At 43.2% G+C, this 17,344-nt stretch carries 15 protein-coding genes; 13 read left to right on the top strand and 2 right to left on the bottom strand.

The window, feature by feature from the left end:
• Nucleotides 1–2 precede the first annotated feature (2 nt).
• Nucleotides 3–992, bottom strand: a complete 990-nt coding sequence (locus ACWQ4X_RS05350) for an ABC transporter substrate-binding protein (RefSeq protein WP_457902976.1) — start codon at nucleotides 990–992, stop codon at nucleotides 3–5.
• 3 nt (nucleotides 993–995) lie between these two features.
• Nucleotides 996–1,589, bottom strand: coding sequence for an ANTAR domain-containing response regulator (locus ACWQ4X_RS05345; RefSeq protein WP_457902975.1), 594 nt, complete (start codon nucleotides 1,587–1,589; stop codon nucleotides 996–998).
• A gap of 462 nt (nucleotides 1,590–2,051) precedes the next feature.
• On the opposite strand from ACWQ4X_RS05345, the gene ACWQ4X_RS05340 reads away from it, so the two are divergent.
• The 13 genes from ACWQ4X_RS05340 (at nucleotide 2,052) to ACWQ4X_RS05280 (ending at nucleotide 17,289) form a co-directional block, all read left to right on the top strand.
• Nucleotides 2,052–3,392 carry an MFS transporter gene (locus ACWQ4X_RS05340; protein ID WP_100240893.1) on the top strand — a complete coding sequence of 447 codons (1,341 nt, stop codon included), beginning with the start codon at nucleotides 2,052–2,054 and terminating at the stop codon, nucleotides 3,390–3,392.
• Nucleotides 3,393–3,415: 23 nt separating this feature from the next.
• Nucleotides 3,416–5,962, top strand: a complete 2,547-nt coding sequence (nirB, locus tag ACWQ4X_RS05335) for a nitrite reductase large subunit NirB (protein ID WP_457902974.1) — start codon at nucleotides 3,416–3,418, stop codon at nucleotides 5,960–5,962.
• A 14-nt stretch (nucleotides 5,963–5,976) separates the two neighbouring features.
• A complete protein-coding gene (gene nirD / locus ACWQ4X_RS05330) occupies nucleotides 5,977–7,596 on the top strand; it encodes a nitrite reductase small subunit NirD (protein ID WP_457902973.1) in 1,620 nt (539 codons plus the stop codon).
• Nucleotides 7,597–7,653: 57 nt separating this feature from the next.
• Nucleotides 7,654–10,434 (top strand): molybdopterin-dependent oxidoreductase, encoded by a 2,781-nt coding sequence (locus tag ACWQ4X_RS05325; RefSeq protein ID WP_457902972.1) that lies wholly within the window; start codon nucleotides 7,654–7,656, stop codon nucleotides 10,432–10,434.
• Nucleotides 10,431–11,042, top strand: a complete 612-nt coding sequence (gene mobA, locus ACWQ4X_RS05320) for a molybdenum cofactor guanylyltransferase (RefSeq protein WP_457902971.1) — start codon at nucleotides 10,431–10,433, stop codon at nucleotides 11,040–11,042. Before ACWQ4X_RS05325 ends, mobA begins: the two co-directional genes overlap by 4 nt.
• A 128-nt stretch (nucleotides 11,043–11,170) precedes the next feature.
• Complete coding sequence (gene moaA / locus ACWQ4X_RS05315) at nucleotides 11,171–12,187, top strand: GTP 3',8-cyclase MoaA (protein ID WP_457902970.1); 1,017 nt, start codon at nucleotides 11,171–11,173, stop codon at nucleotides 12,185–12,187.
• Between the two features lies 1 nt (nucleotide 12,188).
• Nucleotides 12,189–12,452 (top strand): MoaD/ThiS family protein, encoded by a 264-nt coding sequence (locus ACWQ4X_RS05310; RefSeq protein ID WP_457902969.1) that lies wholly within the window; start codon nucleotides 12,189–12,191, stop codon nucleotides 12,450–12,452.
• Nucleotides 12,453–12,455: 3 nt separating this feature from the next.
• The gene (locus tag ACWQ4X_RS05305) at nucleotides 12,456–12,974 is read left to right on the top strand and encodes a molybdenum cofactor biosynthesis protein MoaE (RefSeq protein ID WP_457902968.1); all 519 of its coding nucleotides are present in this window, start codon (nucleotides 12,456–12,458) and stop codon (nucleotides 12,972–12,974) included.
• A 24-nt stretch (nucleotides 12,975–12,998) separates the two neighbouring features.
• Nucleotides 12,999–13,922 carry a bifunctional molybdenum cofactor biosynthesis protein MoaC/MoaB gene (moaCB, locus tag ACWQ4X_RS05300; protein ID WP_457902967.1) on the top strand — a complete coding sequence of 308 codons (924 nt, stop codon included), beginning with the start codon at nucleotides 12,999–13,001 and terminating at the stop codon, nucleotides 13,920–13,922.
• On the top strand, nucleotides 13,922–15,148 hold the full coding sequence (locus tag ACWQ4X_RS05295) for a molybdopterin molybdotransferase MoeA (protein WP_457902966.1): 1,227 nt from the start codon (nucleotides 13,922–13,924) through the stop codon (nucleotides 15,146–15,148). The genes moaCB and ACWQ4X_RS05295 overlap by 1 nt, the downstream gene beginning before the upstream one ends.
• A gap of 41 nt (nucleotides 15,149–15,189) precedes the next feature.
• On the top strand, nucleotides 15,190–15,951 hold the full coding sequence (gene modA / locus ACWQ4X_RS05290) for a molybdate ABC transporter substrate-binding protein (RefSeq protein WP_457902965.1): 762 nt from the start codon (nucleotides 15,190–15,192) through the stop codon (nucleotides 15,949–15,951).
• Nucleotides 15,952–15,963: 12 nt separating this feature from the next.
• Nucleotides 15,964–16,647 carry a molybdate ABC transporter permease subunit gene (gene modB / locus ACWQ4X_RS05285; protein ID WP_457902964.1) on the top strand — a complete coding sequence of 228 codons (684 nt, stop codon included), beginning with the start codon at nucleotides 15,964–15,966 and terminating at the stop codon, nucleotides 16,645–16,647.
• Nucleotides 16,648–16,650: 3 nt separating this feature from the next.
• Entirely contained in the window at nucleotides 16,651–17,289 is a 639-nt protein-coding gene (locus ACWQ4X_RS05280; RefSeq protein ID WP_142768744.1) for an ATP-binding cassette domain-containing protein, read from the top strand.
• Nucleotides 17,290–17,344 lie beyond the last annotated feature (55 nt).

Genomic DNA, 17,344 nt, shown 5'->3' with positions numbered 1-17,344 from the left:
AATTAAAGCTGAATGATGCATTGCTGACTTAACTGTTTAAGCTCAGCATCATTCACTTGTACCTTGCTCCATTTCTGCATTTGCTGAATTAACCATGCAAAGTCTTCAATTTTGGGGCTGGCACTGTCTTCAATAAAATTACGAATAATCTGCTGGATTTTATGAAATTTTTGCACATGTACGGTATCTGAACATTCAAATTGAATCACATCATAGGCATGCAACAACTCCCAAATTTGATTAAAGTCGGACATGACTTTAATTTCAGCCTGTGCTTTTTCAATGGCTTGAGTCATGGCTTTGAGGGTATTGGGATTGGCTGTTGCCCAATCTTGTGTAACCGCCAGCACCTTGTCAGCAATCGCAGGAATTACATCTTCACTCGAAGCGACAATCTGACTAATGCCTAAAATTTCACCTTGGGTATTCCACGGTTCACCGACACAAAAACCATCAATCACCTGACTCTTTAACGCTTCCACCATATAAGGCGGCGGTAAAATTCTGAGTTTGATGGAATGTGCTAACTCAGGATTCGCCAGTGCTAACCATTCACGCAAACAGTAATGATGAATCGAATTGGCAAACACATGCGCCAGTTGAATATCTTGCCCTTGCTGAATCGCTTGAGTCACTTTTTCTGCAACGTCTTTAGGCGTATCTTCTGCTTGAACATCCAAAGCAAAGCAGAGCTTTTGACTTAAACTGATATAGGCACGGTTTACACTCAGCACCAAAGGCGTTTGAAAGGGGATGCCAATTTGGTCGGTGCCGATGCTGGCTGCGGGTAAAATACCTGAAAGACAATGTGCCGCATCTAACACACCAAAGGCCAGACGATCACGCAGACTCGCCCAAGAGGCTTCTTTGACCAAGGTCACTTCGAGACCCAGTTCCTCAAAATAGCCACGATGCTTCGCCCAAAGTAGCGCGATACAATCTAATAAGGGAATATAGCCAAGTTGGATTTGAGTTTTTTCTAATGCAGACATGGCTTAATCCTTCAATTGAGTTTGGAGTAGTTCTTGCGCATCAAGTAGACGGCGTGCCATTTCTCCCATCGTGATACGATGGCTCATCGCATTTTTACGCAATAGTTGGAAGGCCTGATCTTCGGTCAGTTGATGCAGTTGCATCAGCAAGACTTTTGCTTTTTCCACATCTTTACGATCTGCCAATTTGCTTTTGGTTTCTTGTAAATCGGAAAGTAGCTTTTTATGCTTTTTATACTGCTCAATGGAAATTTCTAAAATACTGTCCAGTTTTGCAGGGTCAATACCATCGACGATATAAGCAGTAACCCCCGCATCAATCGCACTTTTAATCAACTCTTTTTGGCTATTTTGCGTGAACAGAACGGTCGGCAAATCAAACTGACTGACGCAGCTTTCAATAATGTCTCGATGTGGATGATCCATATCTAACAAAATCACATCTGCCTGTAAGTGTTCTAGTTTGAACATATTCAGATGATCGATGGTCAAACAGGCGACCACATCAAAATCATGTGCGATGAGTGAATCTTGAATATAGTGCGCACGATCTTGATCATCATCAATCAGGGCAATTTTAAGTTTAAGCTTTGGCATATTGAGCTATCGCTAATGAGATGAGTCTGAATAGACTCGATTTATACTTAAATTTTCTCTAGCAAAAAATATACCACCGACCATTTTTACGATCTATGAATACAAAAAATAACGTTACGCACATACAAGTTGAAGTTGCTGCACCAAAAGGAAGCAAAATGTGCAATTTAGATGCATTATGCAGATTCGTAATGCAGTCATCATAAAAAAATGACCTTGCTCAGCCTGTGGATGTAAAAAAATATATCCAAAAAGGGATGGATAAAATATTTTTTAATATAAAAACAGATGTTTAATAACAAATATAAAATATTGGCATACCGTTTGCATTATTTCATTCGAGTCAAAGACGACTCTAAAAATTTGCAAGACGGCCAACGAAGTCCGTTCTGATCGAACTGTTAAACAGCACTCGCTAGATAACAGAACTTTAAATACGTTCAGTTCAGGAAGGAGATGGTTATGTCTTCAAATTTATATGAGAAAAAAGCCACAACAATAAGTCTTTTCAATTTTAAGACTTCAGCGATGCGGGCCTTCCACATGAGTTGGCTCGCCTTTTTTGTCTGCTTTTTTGCATGGTTTGCCTGTGCACCTTTAATGCCTGTGATTGCAGGTGAATTTCATCTCACTAAAAATCAGATTGCCAATATTAATATTGCAGCAGTCGCAATTACCATTCTGGTTCGCCTGATTGTTGGACCTCTGTGTGACAAATATGGTCCACGCAAAACCTATACCGCGTTATTACTCTTAGGCAGCATTCCTGTGTTTGGTGTTGCAGCATCGAACAGCTACGAATCTTTTCTGTTCTTTAGACTGTTAATTGGTGCGATTGGCGCAAGTTTCGTCATTACCCAATACCACACCAGCATCATGTTTGCTCCAAATGTCGTGGGGACTGCAAATGCAACCACAGCAGGCTGGGGTAATGCGGGTGGTGGTGCAACTCAAGCGCTGATGCCACTGTTACTGTCTGCGATTGTCATGTTTGGTGTAGAGCAAGCAATGGGCTGGCGCATCGCACTCCTTGTACCAGGCATCATGATGCTGATTGTGGGTGGCTTGTATTGGAAATATACCCAAGACTGTCCTCAAGGTAACTTTAAAGAATTACGTGCCCAAGGTGTCCATGTCGGTAGTGATAAGAAAGGTGGTTTGAACATTCTGCTACATGCCGCACGTAACTACCGTGTTTGGATTCTATTTGCATCATATGCAGCATGCTTTGGTATTGAAATTTTCATTCATAACATTGTGGCAATGTACTACGTCGAAAACTTTGACTTCAGCTTAAAAGAAGCAGGTTTAGCTGCAGGCATCTTTGGTTTACTTGCACTGTTTGCCCGTGCTTTGGGTGGCATCATTTCAGATAAAGTTGCTACGAAAAAAGGCTTGGATGGTCGAACCAAAGTCTTGTTCGGCATGATCTTGATGGAAGGTCTGTTCCTGATCTTATTCTCGCAAATGAATACTGCCATGTACGCCATTCTTAGCATGACCATTTTTGCCTTATTTACCCACATGGCATGCGGTGCAACTTATGCCTTGGTGCCGTTTATTGATCGTGATGCTTTGGGTGGCGTAGCCGGCATTATTGGCGCAGGCGGTAATGTCGGTGCGGTTGCAGCAGGTTTTCTCCTTAAAGGTGTCTTGGATATTCAAACCTGCCTCATGGTTTTAGGCGGACTGGTGGTGATTGCCGCAAGTTTTGTCCTGATGATTCGCTTTTCAGTCGAACACAAACAGAAAGAACAACGTCTATTTGAACAAGCCGTGCTTGATCGCAACAACATGGCATAAGTAAAAAATTAAGGAGAATGAATATGAAACTACTTATGATTGGTCATGGTATGGTTGGGCACAAATTTATTGAAAGTGTGCTTGAACATGCAGGAGATGACGTAGAAATTACCATCCTTGCCGAAGAGCCACGACTTGCTTATGACCGCGTACATTTAACCGAATATTTCTCTGGCAAAAGTGCCAAAGACTTATCGCTTGCTCGCGCAGACTTTGCGGATGCCTATGGTATTGATTTACGTCTGAATACCAAAGCGACATCGATTGATCCAGAAAATAAAGTCGTGACCACCAATCATGGTGAAACCCTCAGTTATGACAAACTGGTATTGGCAACTGGTTCTTATGCTTTCGTACCGCCAATTCCAGGCAATGACCGCAAGAATTGCTTTGTGTACCGTACCATTGAAGATCTAGATGCAATTAAAGCAGCCAGTTTAAATGCCAAAACAGGTGTGGTGATTGGTGGCGGATTATTGGGTCTGGAAGCAGCCAAAGCATTACGTGATTTAGCACTTGAAACCCATGTGGTTGAGTTTGCACCGCGCTTGATGGCGGTTCAGGTTGATGACTTGGGCGGTAAAGTATTACGCACCAAGATTGAAAATCTTGGGGTTAAAGTTCATACCCAAAAAGCTACCCAATCGATTGAAGATGGTGAGTCCGCAGTGCATGTGATGAAATTTGGCGATGGTTCTGAACTTGAAACCGATATCGTCTTGTTTTCAGCAGGTATTCGCCCACGTGACGAACTGGCACGCAGTAGTGGTTTAGCGATTGGTGAGCGTGGCGGGATTGTGATTAATGATTACTGCCAAACCAGCCATGCAGATATTTATGCGATTGGTGAGTGTGCACTCTGGAACAATAAAATTTTTGGTTTAGTTGCACCAGGTTATGACATGGCGCGTATTGCAGCCAAACATATGATGCAGCAAGACACCAATCTATTTGCTGGCGCTGACATGAGCACCAAATTGAAATTGATGGGTGTCGATGTCGCATCGGTCGGTGATGCACATGCGATGACGCCTAATTCACTCAGCTATTTCTATGCCGATGAAGCAGCGCTAGTGTATAAAAAAATTGTGGTCAATGCGGAAAAAACCAAACTCCTAGGTGCGGTACTGGTTGGCGATGCCAAAGAATACAATGACCTACTGCAAATGATGCTGAATGGACTGGCATTACCAGAAGTACCAGAAAGTCTGATCATGCCGGGCTTTGCCGACTCAGGTGTCAAAGCAGGCGGTAGTGGTGTCGACTTACTTCCAGACAGTGCCACCATTTGTTCATGTAATAACGTCTCAAAAGCAGATATTTGCCAAGCCATTAGTGATGGTTCAACCTCTTTAGGTGCACTGAAAAAATGTACCAAAGCGGCAACGGCTTGTGGTGGCTGTGCACCCTTGGTCACACAGGTTTTAAAATCTGAATTACAACGTCAAGGTGTAACGGTAAACAATCACATTTGTGAACACTTCCCGTACTCACGCCAAGAGTTGTATCACTTGGTACGTGTTAATGAAATCAAGACTTTTGATGACTTGATTCATCAACATGGGCATGGTCTAGGTTGCGACATTTGTAAACCGACGGCTGCCAATATCCTTGCATCCTGTTGGAATGATTTTGTGCTTAAGCCGAGCCATGCGGGCTTACAAGACAGTAATGACTATTACTTGGGAAACATTCAAAAAGACGGTTCTTATTCGGTAGTGCCGCGTATGGCAGGTGGTGAAGTCACGCCAGACGGCTTAATTGCTGTAGGTCAAATTGCCAAAAAATATAACCTGTACACCAAAATTACAGGTGGTCAACGTGTTGACATGTTTGGGGCACAAATTCATCAATTACCATTGATTTGGGAAGAACTTAATGCCGCGGGTTTCGAGTCTGGTCATGCTTATGGCAAATCATTACGTACCGTTAAATCCTGTGTCGGCAGTACATGGTGCCGTTATGGTGTCGATGATTCAGTCGGTTTAGCCATCTACCTTGAAAACCGTTACAAGGGTTTACGCTCACCACATAAACTCAAAATGGCAGTTTCTGGCTGTACCCGTGAATGTGCAGAAGCACAAGGCAAAGATGTCGGGGTGATTGCCACAGAAAAAGGCTGGAATCTTTATGTTTGCGGTAATGGCGGCATGAAACCTCGCCACGCAGAACTGATTGCCTCTGACTTGGATACGGAAACCCTGATTCGCTATATCGACCGTTTCTTCATGTTCTATATTCAAACCGCAGATCGTTTACAACGGACCAGTGTATGGCGCGACAACATGGAAGGTGGTTTGGATTATTTAAAATCGGTCATTGTTGAAGATTCTCTTGGTCTAGCCGCTGAATTAGAACGCCGTATGCAACACGTTGTTGGCACGTATCAAGATGAATGGCGTACTGCGGTGGAAGATCCTGAAATTCGCAAACGCTTCCAAACGTATATTAATGCCGATGCCGATCAACAAGCCGATCCACACATTCAATTTACCCAAGTGCGCGATCAAATTCGCCCACTAAATGATGCTGAGCGTGCAGCAGAACGTATTCCAATGGTTGAAGCATAATAAGGAGAATCAAGATGACCAGTTTAAACAACAAAAATATGCTTCCAGAACAAGAATGGGTTGATGTCTGTGATTTGAATGACATCACACCCAATACAGGTGTGGGCGCCTTGGTGGGTGGACAAGCTGTTGCACTGTTTCGTGTAGGTACAGAAAAGCGTGTTTATGCACTCAGTAATAAAGATCCGTTCAGCCAAGCCAATGTCATGAGTCGCGGCATTATTGGTGATTTGCAAGGTGAGCGCGTAATCGCCTCTCCAATTTATAAACAGCATTTTAGTCTAGCGACTGGGCGCTGTTTGGAAGACAAAGACCAAAAACTGTTGGTTTTCCCGACTAAAATTCTGAATGATCGCGTCATGGTCTGTCCGACAGCACAAAAAACCTATATCACCAATAATGGTATCAGTTCAGAAAAAATGAAACTGGTCTTGGTCGGCAATGGACTCGCAGGGATGCGCTGCCTAGAAGACTTATTGGATATGGCACCCGACCGTTATGAAATTACTGTGATTGGTGAAGAACCATGGGGCAACTACAACCGTATTATGTTGTCACCTGTGCTTTCAGGCGATAAAACCATTGAAGATATCATGCTGCATTCACATGCGTGGTACAGCGAAAAAGGCATTCGGTTGATTGCGGATGATCCTGCAATCAAGATTGATCGTCCACGTAAGCAAGTGCATACCCAAAAAGGCATGGTAGTGAATTATGATCGTTTAATTTTAGCGACAGGTTCCAAACCTTTTATTCCACCGATTGCAGGGACGGACTTAAAAGGTGTGATGAGCTTCCGCGACATTTATGATGTCAATCAGATGCTGGAATATACCAAAAACAAGAAAAATGCCGTGGTGATTGGTGGTGGCTTGCTTGGGCTTGAAGCGGCCTATGGTTTGAAACGCCGTGGTATGAATGTAACGGTGCTGCATTTGATGGATCGAATCATGGACCGTCAACTGGACAATCGCGCCAGCCACATGTTACGCCATAGCATTGAAGAAAAAGGCATCAATATTATCACTGAAGCTAATACCGAAGCCTTGTTGGGTGTGGATGGTCATGTCAATCAAATTCGCCTGAAAGATGGAACGCTATTAGATGCGGATTTGGTGGTGTTTGCTGTCGGCATTCGACCAAATATCAGTTTGCCACAAAGCGCAGGCTTAAGAACCCAGCGTGGTGTGATGGTGAATGACACCATGCAAACTTATGACCCAAGTATCTATGCTGTCGGTGAATGTATCGAGCATCGCAGTCAAACCTTTGGTTTGGTTGAACCCCTATGGGGACAAGCGTTTATTTGTGCTTCGCATTTGGCAGAGCATGGCAGTTTAACCTTTAAGGCACCGACTGTGCCTACACAACTGAAAGTCAGCGGTGTGGATGTGTTTTCGGCAGGGAATTTCGAACCCTCAGAGGATTTTGAAGACATCATCTTGAATGATGAAAAGCGTCAAATTTATAAGCGCATCATTATTCAGCATGACAAAGTCATTGGTGCTGTGTTGTTTGGCGATACCGAAGATGGTGCTTGGTATGCAGAACTGATTGCAGATGAAACTCCAATCTCGAATATTCGCAATAAATTGCTTTTTGGTCGGGATTTTGCATTAAAAAAAGTAGGCTAATTTTAGGTACAACATTTTCGCTGCCATGGGTTCAAAAGTAATAAAAGGGAGCACCGTATGACCAGTATTCCATTTGTGGAACTTCAAAGCTCGACGACTCCAGTCACTGTGAGCACAAACACAACTTGTCCATACTGTGGGGTCGGTTGTGGTGTGGTTGCACATGTTAAACATACGGCGCAAGGTCAGGTGGTCAGCGTTGAGGGGGATGCCTCGCATCCCTCCAATTTCGGTAAATTGTGTATTAAAGGCAGCAATTTAGCCGACACCATTGGCTTAGAAACACGCTTATTACAGCCGATGTTAGGTCGAAATACACAGCGTAAAATGGCGACTTGGGATGCTGCCATCAGTCAGATCGCGCAGCAGTTTCAGAGCTGTATCGAGCAATATGGACCTGAAAGTGTTGCTTTTTATGTGTCTGGTCAATTACTGACTGAAGACTATTATGTAGTGAATAAGTTTGTAAAAGGCTATTTAGGTACAGCAAATATCGATACCAATTCCCGTTTATGTATGTCTTCTGCTGTGGCAGCACATAAACGGGCTTTTGGTGAAGATATTGTTCCAGCCAGTTATCAAGATTTTGAACAGGCCGATATGGTGGTGTTGGTCGGATCCAATACCGCATGGTGCCATCCAGTTTTATATCAGCGCATTATGCAAGCCAAAGCCGAACGAGATATTTTCGTGGTTGTGATTGATCCACGTTTTACCAGTACTTGTGAACAAGCAGATTTACATTTGCCGATTTTACCGGGGCAAGACATCGCGCTGTTTAATGGTTTATTGCAATATCTACATCAAAAAGGTTTTGCTGATCAGACTTTTATTGATGCTCATACCCAAGGCGTGGACGCAGCTTTACAAAGCAGTCAGGCTGAACAAGATCCTGAAGATGTCGCTAAGCAAACAGGGATTTCACTGGAAAAACTCCAGCAATTTTATGAGAAATTTGCACAAACTGAACGGGTAATGACACTATTTTCGATGGGCGTTAATCAATCTTCGCAAGGCGTGAACAAAGCCAATGCGATTACCAATTGCCATCTATACAGCGGCAAAATTGGTAAAACGGGTGCAGCACCGTTCTCAATGACAGGTCAACCGAATGCCATGGGCGGACGTGAGGTCGGTGGCTTAGCCAATATGCTGGCGGCGCATTTAGATATTGATAATCCGAAGCATCAACAGTTGGTGCAAAACTTTTGGAAAAGTCCCGTTATTGCCAAATCTGCGGGTTTAAAAGCTGTCGATTTATTTGAGGCGGTAGAAAGTGGAAAAATCAAAGCGCTTTGGATTATGGCGACCAATCCTGTGGTGAGCTTACCCAATGCAGATCAGGTTAAACGTGCCTTAGAAACATGTCCTTTTGTTGTGGTTTCGGATATTTGTCAAAATACCGATACCACTGCCTATGCCGATGTATTGCTTCCAGCACTGGGTTGGGGGGAAAAAGATGGCACAGTGACCAATTCAGAACGTCGCATTTCCAGACAACGTGCCTTTTTAGATGCGCCCGGCATTGCCAAAGCAGACTGGTGGACGGTTTCACAAGTCGCAAAAAAAATGGGTTTTCTCGGATTTAACTTTCAAAATGCCAGTGAAATTTTTACTGAACATGCTCAACTTTCAGCCCATGAAAATGTCTCTTTGGCACATCGTGATGAATCAGACACGTTCCGCTATTTCAATCTGCAAGGTTTAACTGAACTTACAGCACAAGAATATGAGGATTTAGCTCCAATTCAGTGGCCAGTTTGGGATAAACAGCAGCCTGCTGAAAGCGTACGACAAATTTATGCCAATGGGCAATTTAGCCATGTCAATGCGAAAGCTAAATTTATTGCGGTGGAAAATGTCGCACCAGTGCATGCCTGCAACAGTGAATATCAGTTGGTGTTAAATACGGGGCGTATCCGTGATCAATGGCACACCATGAGCCGCACAGGATTGTCGGCGAACCTGAGTACGCATCGTGCAGAACCGTTTTGTGAAATTCATGCGCAAGATGCGTTGAAGTATGGATTAAAAGAAGGGGACTTGGTAGAGGTTTCATCCGCATGGGGACGTTGTGTACTCAAAACCACCATTTCTCAAGGAATACGCCGTGGTCAAATATTTGCGCCAATTCATTGGAATGATCAAGTTGCTTCAGATGCACGTATAGGTAAGGTGGTGAATCCAGTGGTGGATGCCATTTCAGGAGAACCCGAATTTAAGCACACGCCTGTCATGCTGCAACCATTCTATACCCAGTGGCAAGGGGTCTTTTATGTGCGCAATGAGTTTGCCGCGATGATCAAAGACTCGATTGAAGCTTGTGTTTGGTGGACCAAAGTCACTACCGCCAAAGCAGTGCGCTATGAACTGGCAGACCGTCGCAAATATGACGACATTACCGAACATTTAAAAGCCCTGTTGCCGTTCCAAGATGAAAGTTTTGAATGGCTCAATGTCGATGATCACACAGCTCAAATCAGTCATAGCATTGTGTTAAAAGATGGCATTTTGATTGCGAGCTTATATATCGCACCACGTGCCTTGTTGCCTGATCGTGATTGGGTGGCGGGTTTATTTAAACGTGAACGCTTAAGCGCTATGCATCGTAAAGCTTTGCTGGCAGGTCAGCCCATGTCAATGAGCAATAATGAAGGGCCATTGGTGTGTAGCTGTTTTAAAGTGGGTAAAAACCGCATTATCGAAACCATTAAAGAAAAGAAAATCACCAATGAAAAACAAGTGACAGCGTGTTTAAAAGCAGGTGGTAATTGTGGTTCTTGCTTACCTGAAATTCGCGGCTTAATTAAAGCGTGTCAAACGGAGGATGTGGAATGACGAAACCTTATCCTGAGACCGATCTTGTCATCCTCGCTGGAGGACAGGCTCGACGTATGAATGGGATGAATAAACTTTTACAAACCTTTGATGATCAAATGCAATTGTTAAAAATTCATCAAAGCCTGAAACATCAGGTGAAGAGCATCTGGGTGAATAGTCATCGCGACTATTCATTGTACCGTAAAATGGTGCCAAGTATTGCCTATTATCAAGATGATGAGACTGGTTTTTTAGGTCCACTGATGGGTATGAAAAGCGCTTGGCAACATGTCACGGCAGACTATGTCCTGTTTATACCTTGTGATGTGACCTATATACCATCACGTGTGATTGAAAAGCTGCATACAGCACTGGCCAAAAACATCCATGCGGAAGTGGCTTATGTAGAAATAAATGGTCGGGCACTGTATCCCTTCTGCCTGCTCAAACGTAGTGCATTGGAGCGTTTAAATCAGCATATTGATCTAAAACAGTTCAGTTTGAAGCAGTGTTTTGCAGCAATGCACCCCCAAGTTGCACGCTTTAGTAATAAAAATCTATTTTTTCACAGTATTAACTCACTGGATGAACTCCAGCAGTATCAACAATTAAAACTTCTGGGCTAACTTCAGCTTAAGCACAAAGTTGGAACATTTATTGCAGGATAGTTTCTGCATATCGGCACAATTCAAGTGCAAGGTGTAAATCAGCACAGTGATTGTGCGCTAGGTCATTCTCAATCTGGAATCAAAGCATGACAGTATCTATGACAGAAAGTGCTGCTGCATTTACCGATCAATATGGTCGCAGCAAGCGTAAACTTCGAATTTCAGTGACGGATCGCTGTAATTTTAAGTGTGTCTATTGCATGCCCGAACATCCTGAATGGATGAAGAAACATCAGATTTTAAGCTTTGAAGCCTTGTTTCAGTTTTGCCAATTTATGGTGCAGCGTGGCATTCAACATATTCGCATTACTGGCGGAGAACCATTAATGCGTCAAGGTGTTGTTCATTTTATTGCAGAATTACAACAACTGAGAAAGCTTGGTCTTCAGCAAATTTCCATGACCACGAATGGTCACTACTTAAAAAAATATGCGCAAGAACTCAAGCTTGCGGGATTAGACAATATCAATGTCAGTCTCGACAGCGTCGATGCAGCAGGGTTCTACCAACTCACCCAAAAACAACTCGCTCCCGTGCTGGATGGAATTCAAGCTGCTTTAGCTGTGGGGCTACCATTAAAAATTAACAGTGTGCTCATTCAAGGACAAAATCACGAGCAAATCATTCCCTTGGTGCAATGGGCAAAAAACCTTGGTGTTCCGCTGCGTTTTATTGAGTTTATGCCCTTAGACGGTGATCGTCATTGGACCACAGCACATGTGGTCAGTGAACAGCAAATACTGGATACGCTTGCATCGAAATTTAATGTTCAAGCCATCCACGAGCAGTCCAGAAGTCCAGCAAGACAGTATTTGGTCGATGGCCATCCAATTGGCATTATTTCCACCATTACCCATGCCTTTTGTGGTGAATGTGACCGTGTTCGATTGACTGCGCAAGGTGAATTTTATAACTGTTTATTTGCAACGCGAGGTTTGGCTTTAAAAACCGAAATTGAACAGCTACAAACCCATTTGGACGTATTGCCAAACGAGTTAGTGCAAAAGCTGGAAACTTATATCTGGAACAAAAAAGCTGGATTTCATGCCATACAGGCGCAGCAGACACACAGAAAAATTAGTATGCATATGATCGGAGGTTAGTATGATGCAAGCCAGTTCAACCATCCAAATTCAAATTGAAGCCTACGGTGCTGTAGAAAAACTACTTCCATCAAATTTGATGATTCAGACTCCCATACACACTGATATTGGCGCTGCCTTAGCCCAACTTACGGCATTATATCCTGAAGCAAAAACCCTGATTGAACGCTGTGCCTGCGCAATTGGTGAAGATATTGTACCGCGTCATACCCCCATTCAGCAGGCAATGACTTTGGTGCTGCTATCACCTGTAGCGGGAGGTTAAGCAATGAGCTTAAAGAATTTTCCGCGTGTGCAATCTACGACACTCGACCAAGCCAATTTTGATGGCATACAGCATTTCCCCGAGTGTGGTGGAATTGGCATCTTCATTGGTACAGTACGCAACCATCACGAAGGTAAAGCAGTCAAAGCCTTGAAATATACGGCATATGCACCGGTTGCTGAAAAAATGATTCGGGCTATCGAGCAAGAAATTCAAGCCAAATATCAGGTTTCCTATGTCAGAGTGGTACATCGCATTGGTGCTTTAGAGATTGGTGATACCGCAATTATTGCCATGGCTTATGCAGCACATCGCAGAGAAGCCTTTCAAGCCTGTGAAGAAGCTGTTGAACGGGTTAAACATGAAGTGCCTGTATGGAAAGAAGAATTCTATGCAGATGGTAGCAGTCAATATGTAGAAGGCTGTTGTATTCGCAAAGACCATGATTATGTGGCAAAGACATCTGAGCATCCGCACCAGCATGATTGTCAGCATCACCATACGCAATCAGTAGCCGTATAAAAAATAGAGTTATAGGAATCAGCAATGAAAAATGTAGGCATGAAAGCCGAAAGTTATCGAACAGCCGTGGCAACAGGCATTTTACATGCACCTGCACATTGCATTGAATTACTGCGTAATGGCAATACTGAAAAGGGCGATGCACTGAAAACAGCGCGTATTGCGGGCATTTTGGCTGCGAAACGGACCGATGAACTGATTCCTTTGTGCCACCCTTTACCAATTTACCGTGCAGATGTTGAGTATGAACTGTTTGAACAACATGTGCTGATCACCGCCACTGTAGAAACCATTGGACCTACTGGTGTAGAAATGGAGGCTTTAACTGCAGTCAGTTTGGCAGGTTTAACTCTATATGACATGCTCAAGCCGCATTGTGAACCTGAAGATTTATGTTTAGATCAATGTAAGTTGGCACAAAAGAAAGGCGGGAAATCGCATTATACCCGTGCACTCAAAGAAGCCATTCCTGCATCCATCATTGTACTTTCCGATACAGTCGCTGCTGGTAAAAAGCCTGATACTGCGGGACTGAATGTGCTCGATATTTTAAAAGAGGCAAACTTTAAAAATATTGCTTATCAAGTCATTCCTGATAATCCCGAACAGTTATTGGCGTTAATTGAACAACAGAAAAATCAATATCCACTGATTTTGACAGTTGGCGGAACGGGGCTTGGACCTAAAGATCTGACTGTAGAAACCTTACAACCCTTGATGAAACGTGAAATTCCGGGGCTTATGGAAGCATCCAGAAGTTTCGGACAAAAACGCACACCCTATGCAGCATTGAGCCGTGGTGTTGCTGGTTATATTGATCAGAGTTTGGTGATTACCTTGCCGGGAAGCCGTCAAGGAGCAAAGGAGTCGCTGATTGCGATTCAACCTGCATTAATTCATCTTTTTGATGTACAGAAAAATATTCCACATGCTGGAGGATACCAATAATGTCAGGGTGTGGTGCAGAAAAAGGCTTAATCAGTGTTGACCAAGCCTTGGCGATGATAATTGAAACTGTAAAGCCTTTAGCGAGTAAGAAAATTTCGCTACAGCACGCACTGCATCACTATCTGGCAACTGACATTTATTCTAAAATCGATTTGCCGCTGTTTAGCCAAAGTGCGGTTGATGGTTATGCGCTATGTAGCCATGAAACAATCTTAACCGATGCCCAATTTGAATTGGTGGGTGAAATACGTGCAGGACAAGACCAAAACCTACAACTAGCACAAGGGCAGGCATTACGTATTTTTACGGGTGCCCAAATTCCTGAAGGGACAACCACTGTCGCGCGACAAGAAATCGTCAAGGTTTTAGGCTCAAATCAAATCCAGATCGAAACAAATCTAGCAGCCCATGCCGATATTCGAGATGTAGGCGAAGAACTCAGTAAAGGTCAACTGCTGGCAAATCAAGGGCAACATTTAACTGTCGGTGCAATTGCAGCACTCAGTATGGCAGGTGTTACAGAGGTTGAAGTTTACTGCTATCCACGTGTTGCTGTGGTGATTACTGGCGATGAAGTTGCTCATAATCTAGAGGATTTTGCAGCAGGCATGATTTTCGATGCCAATGCACCACTCATACAAGCATGGTTTGCAGAACGACAACATCAGGTTCAAATTTTCCATGTAGCAGACACTGAATCTGCTGTGGTGCAACTTATTCAACAATTAAAATATGAATATGATGTGATTCTCACAACGGGCGGAGTCTCGGTTGGGGATTATGACTTTGTTCGCCCCGTTGCTTTGGCTCAAGGCTTTCAGCAAATTTTCTGGAAGGTCAAACAGAAACCTGGCAAACCGATGTTATTTGCTGAATTTCAGCGTTCACCTGAAGAATCATGTTATCTGTTGGGACTTCCGGGTAATCCTGCCGCGGTATTTGTTGGCATGCAAGTTTATACCTCAACTTTGCTTCAGGCACTGCAAGGTCAGGCACAGTTACCAAATTGGTTTACAGCCACACTGACTCAGCCCATTAAAAGTGATGCTAGAGAGCGCTTTTTAAGAATGCATGCATGTTTTGAGCAAGGACAGTTAAGTGTTAAAAATCTCTCGAAACAACAGTCGCATATGCTGAGTAATTTGATGCAAGCCAACTGTTTGGTGCGAGTACCTGATAATCAGGTGCTGTCAGAAGGCTCCGTAGTACAAGGGTTGTTTATTTAGTCTGTTCATGTATTTTTATTAGGGCAAAGCGTGGTGGTGAAATGAAAGTCGTAAATGCAGTCATACTTGGAATCTTGACACTTTTGACAGCGACAGGGCATGCTGCAACGGTAAAAGTTTATGCGGCTGCAAGTTTAACCAATGCCTTAACGGATATTTCAAAACTCTACCAAACCCAATCTCCTCAAACTAAGCTTGTTCCTGTATTTGCAGCCTCTTCTGCTTTAGCCAAACAGATTGAAGCAGGTGCCAGTAGCGATATTTATTTTTCTGCTGACCTTGACTGGATGGAGTATCTGGTACAAAAACAGAAAATTCAGCGTACACAGGTCCGACCATTTTTATTGAATCAATTGGTACTGATTAGTCCGAAGCAATTGAACATTCCATTTCAAGCCAAGCCACAATTTAACTTTTCAGGTTCATTTCAAGGACATCTCTGTACAGGTCAGATGGAATCAGTTCCCGCAGGGAAATACGCCAAACAAAGTTTGATTAAACTGGGCTGGCTGGATGATTTAAAAGGTAGAATTGTTGGAACGGATGATGTCCGTGCAGCATTGGCGTTTGTCGAACGTAGCGAATGTTCCGTCGGAATCGTTTATAAGACCGATGCCTTCATCAGTCAAAAAGTCAAAATCATTGGAACTTTTCCCGAGAATACCCATCACCCCATTATTTATCCAATGGCTTTAACCCAACAAGGGATGCGCAATAAAGAGGCGATACAGTTTGAGCAATATATACGTACGAACAGCAAAGCCAAACAGGTTTTTCAACGCTACGGTTTTGTGTTGAAGTAACAGGACAATGTGATGTTAAGTCCAGAAGAGCTCAGTGCATTATACCTCTCGGCAAAAGTAGCACTGTTCGCCACAATCATTAGCTTGCCATTCGCAATTGCATTGGCGTGGGTGCTGGCACGTTACGAGTTCCGACTTAAATTCTTAGTCGAAGCTGTTTTACAAATGCCAATGGTCTTACCCCCAGTCGTTTTGGGTTATTTGCTGTTGGTACTATTTGGTCAGCAGGGCTGGATAGGACGGTATTTAAATCAATTGGGTATTCAAGTTGCATTTAATTGGAAAGGAGCTGTACTCGCATCCATCATTGTTGCCTTTCCGCTGATGGTGCAGCCCATCAGATTATCCTTTCAACTGATTAATCAACAATTGGAACAAGTTGCAGCAACCTTGGGGGCAAACCCGCTCCGTGTGTTTTGCAGTATCAGTTTGCCACTGGCAATTCCCGGCATCATCATTGGGAGTATTTTGTGCTTTAGCAGAAGCTTGGGGGAGTTTGGCGCAACCATTACCTTTGTTGGCAATATTCCTGATGAAACCCGTACCATCCCCATCGCCATTTATTCATTTCTTCAGCAACCCAATGGCGAAGAGATGGCAATGCGTCTGGTGATGTTATCGTTGTTGTTGGCGTTTAGTGCTTTAATCGCCAATTATGTCATTTTACAGAAATATCAAAAGCGAATTGGGGGTTAGGCTATGTTGAACTGTAACTTCCATTACCAGCGCGGCGAGTTTAATCTACATATTCAGCTCGAAATGCAACAACAGATTTTAGGTGTAGTCGGTGCATCGGGGAGTGGCAAAACGACATTTCTAAAAAACCTTGCGGGTTTACTTAAACCGAAGTCAGGTAGTATTTGCCTTGATCAACAGTATTTATTTGATTCTACGCAAAATCTTGATCTTGCTCCCCATCAGCGGCATGTGGCATTGGTGTTTCAGCAAGCTTTATTATTTCCGCATCTCAATGTTCAGCAAAACTTGAAATATGCAGAAAAACTTAAAAATACATCGCAAATCAAGTTTCATTATGAGCAGATTATTCAACTCTTAGAATTAGAGAAACTGATTCAGCGCAAAGCACATCAGCTTTCAGGTGGGGAAGCACAGCGCGTCTGTTTAGGACGCGCATTATTATCTTCGCCAGATTTATTATTGCTGGATGAACCGCTTACAGGCTTGGACATTCAGCTCAAACAACAAATCTTGCCCTTTTTAAAGCGCATTAAAGATGAGCTAAATTTGCCCATGATTTATGTCACTCATCATATTGAAGAATTAGAAAGTTTGGATGCGCAAATCTTAACAATGCAAGCAGGGCAATTAGTAGGCTAAAGCTTTAGAAAATACATACAATCACATAAAAAGGTAGAATTTGATATTGGAGATC

This window comes from Acinetobacter sp. NigerLNRRAM0016, assembly GCF_054112845.1.
The sequence above is the reverse complement of the archived record's forward strand: the minus strand, read 5'-3'. Positions and strand labels throughout refer to the sequence as shown.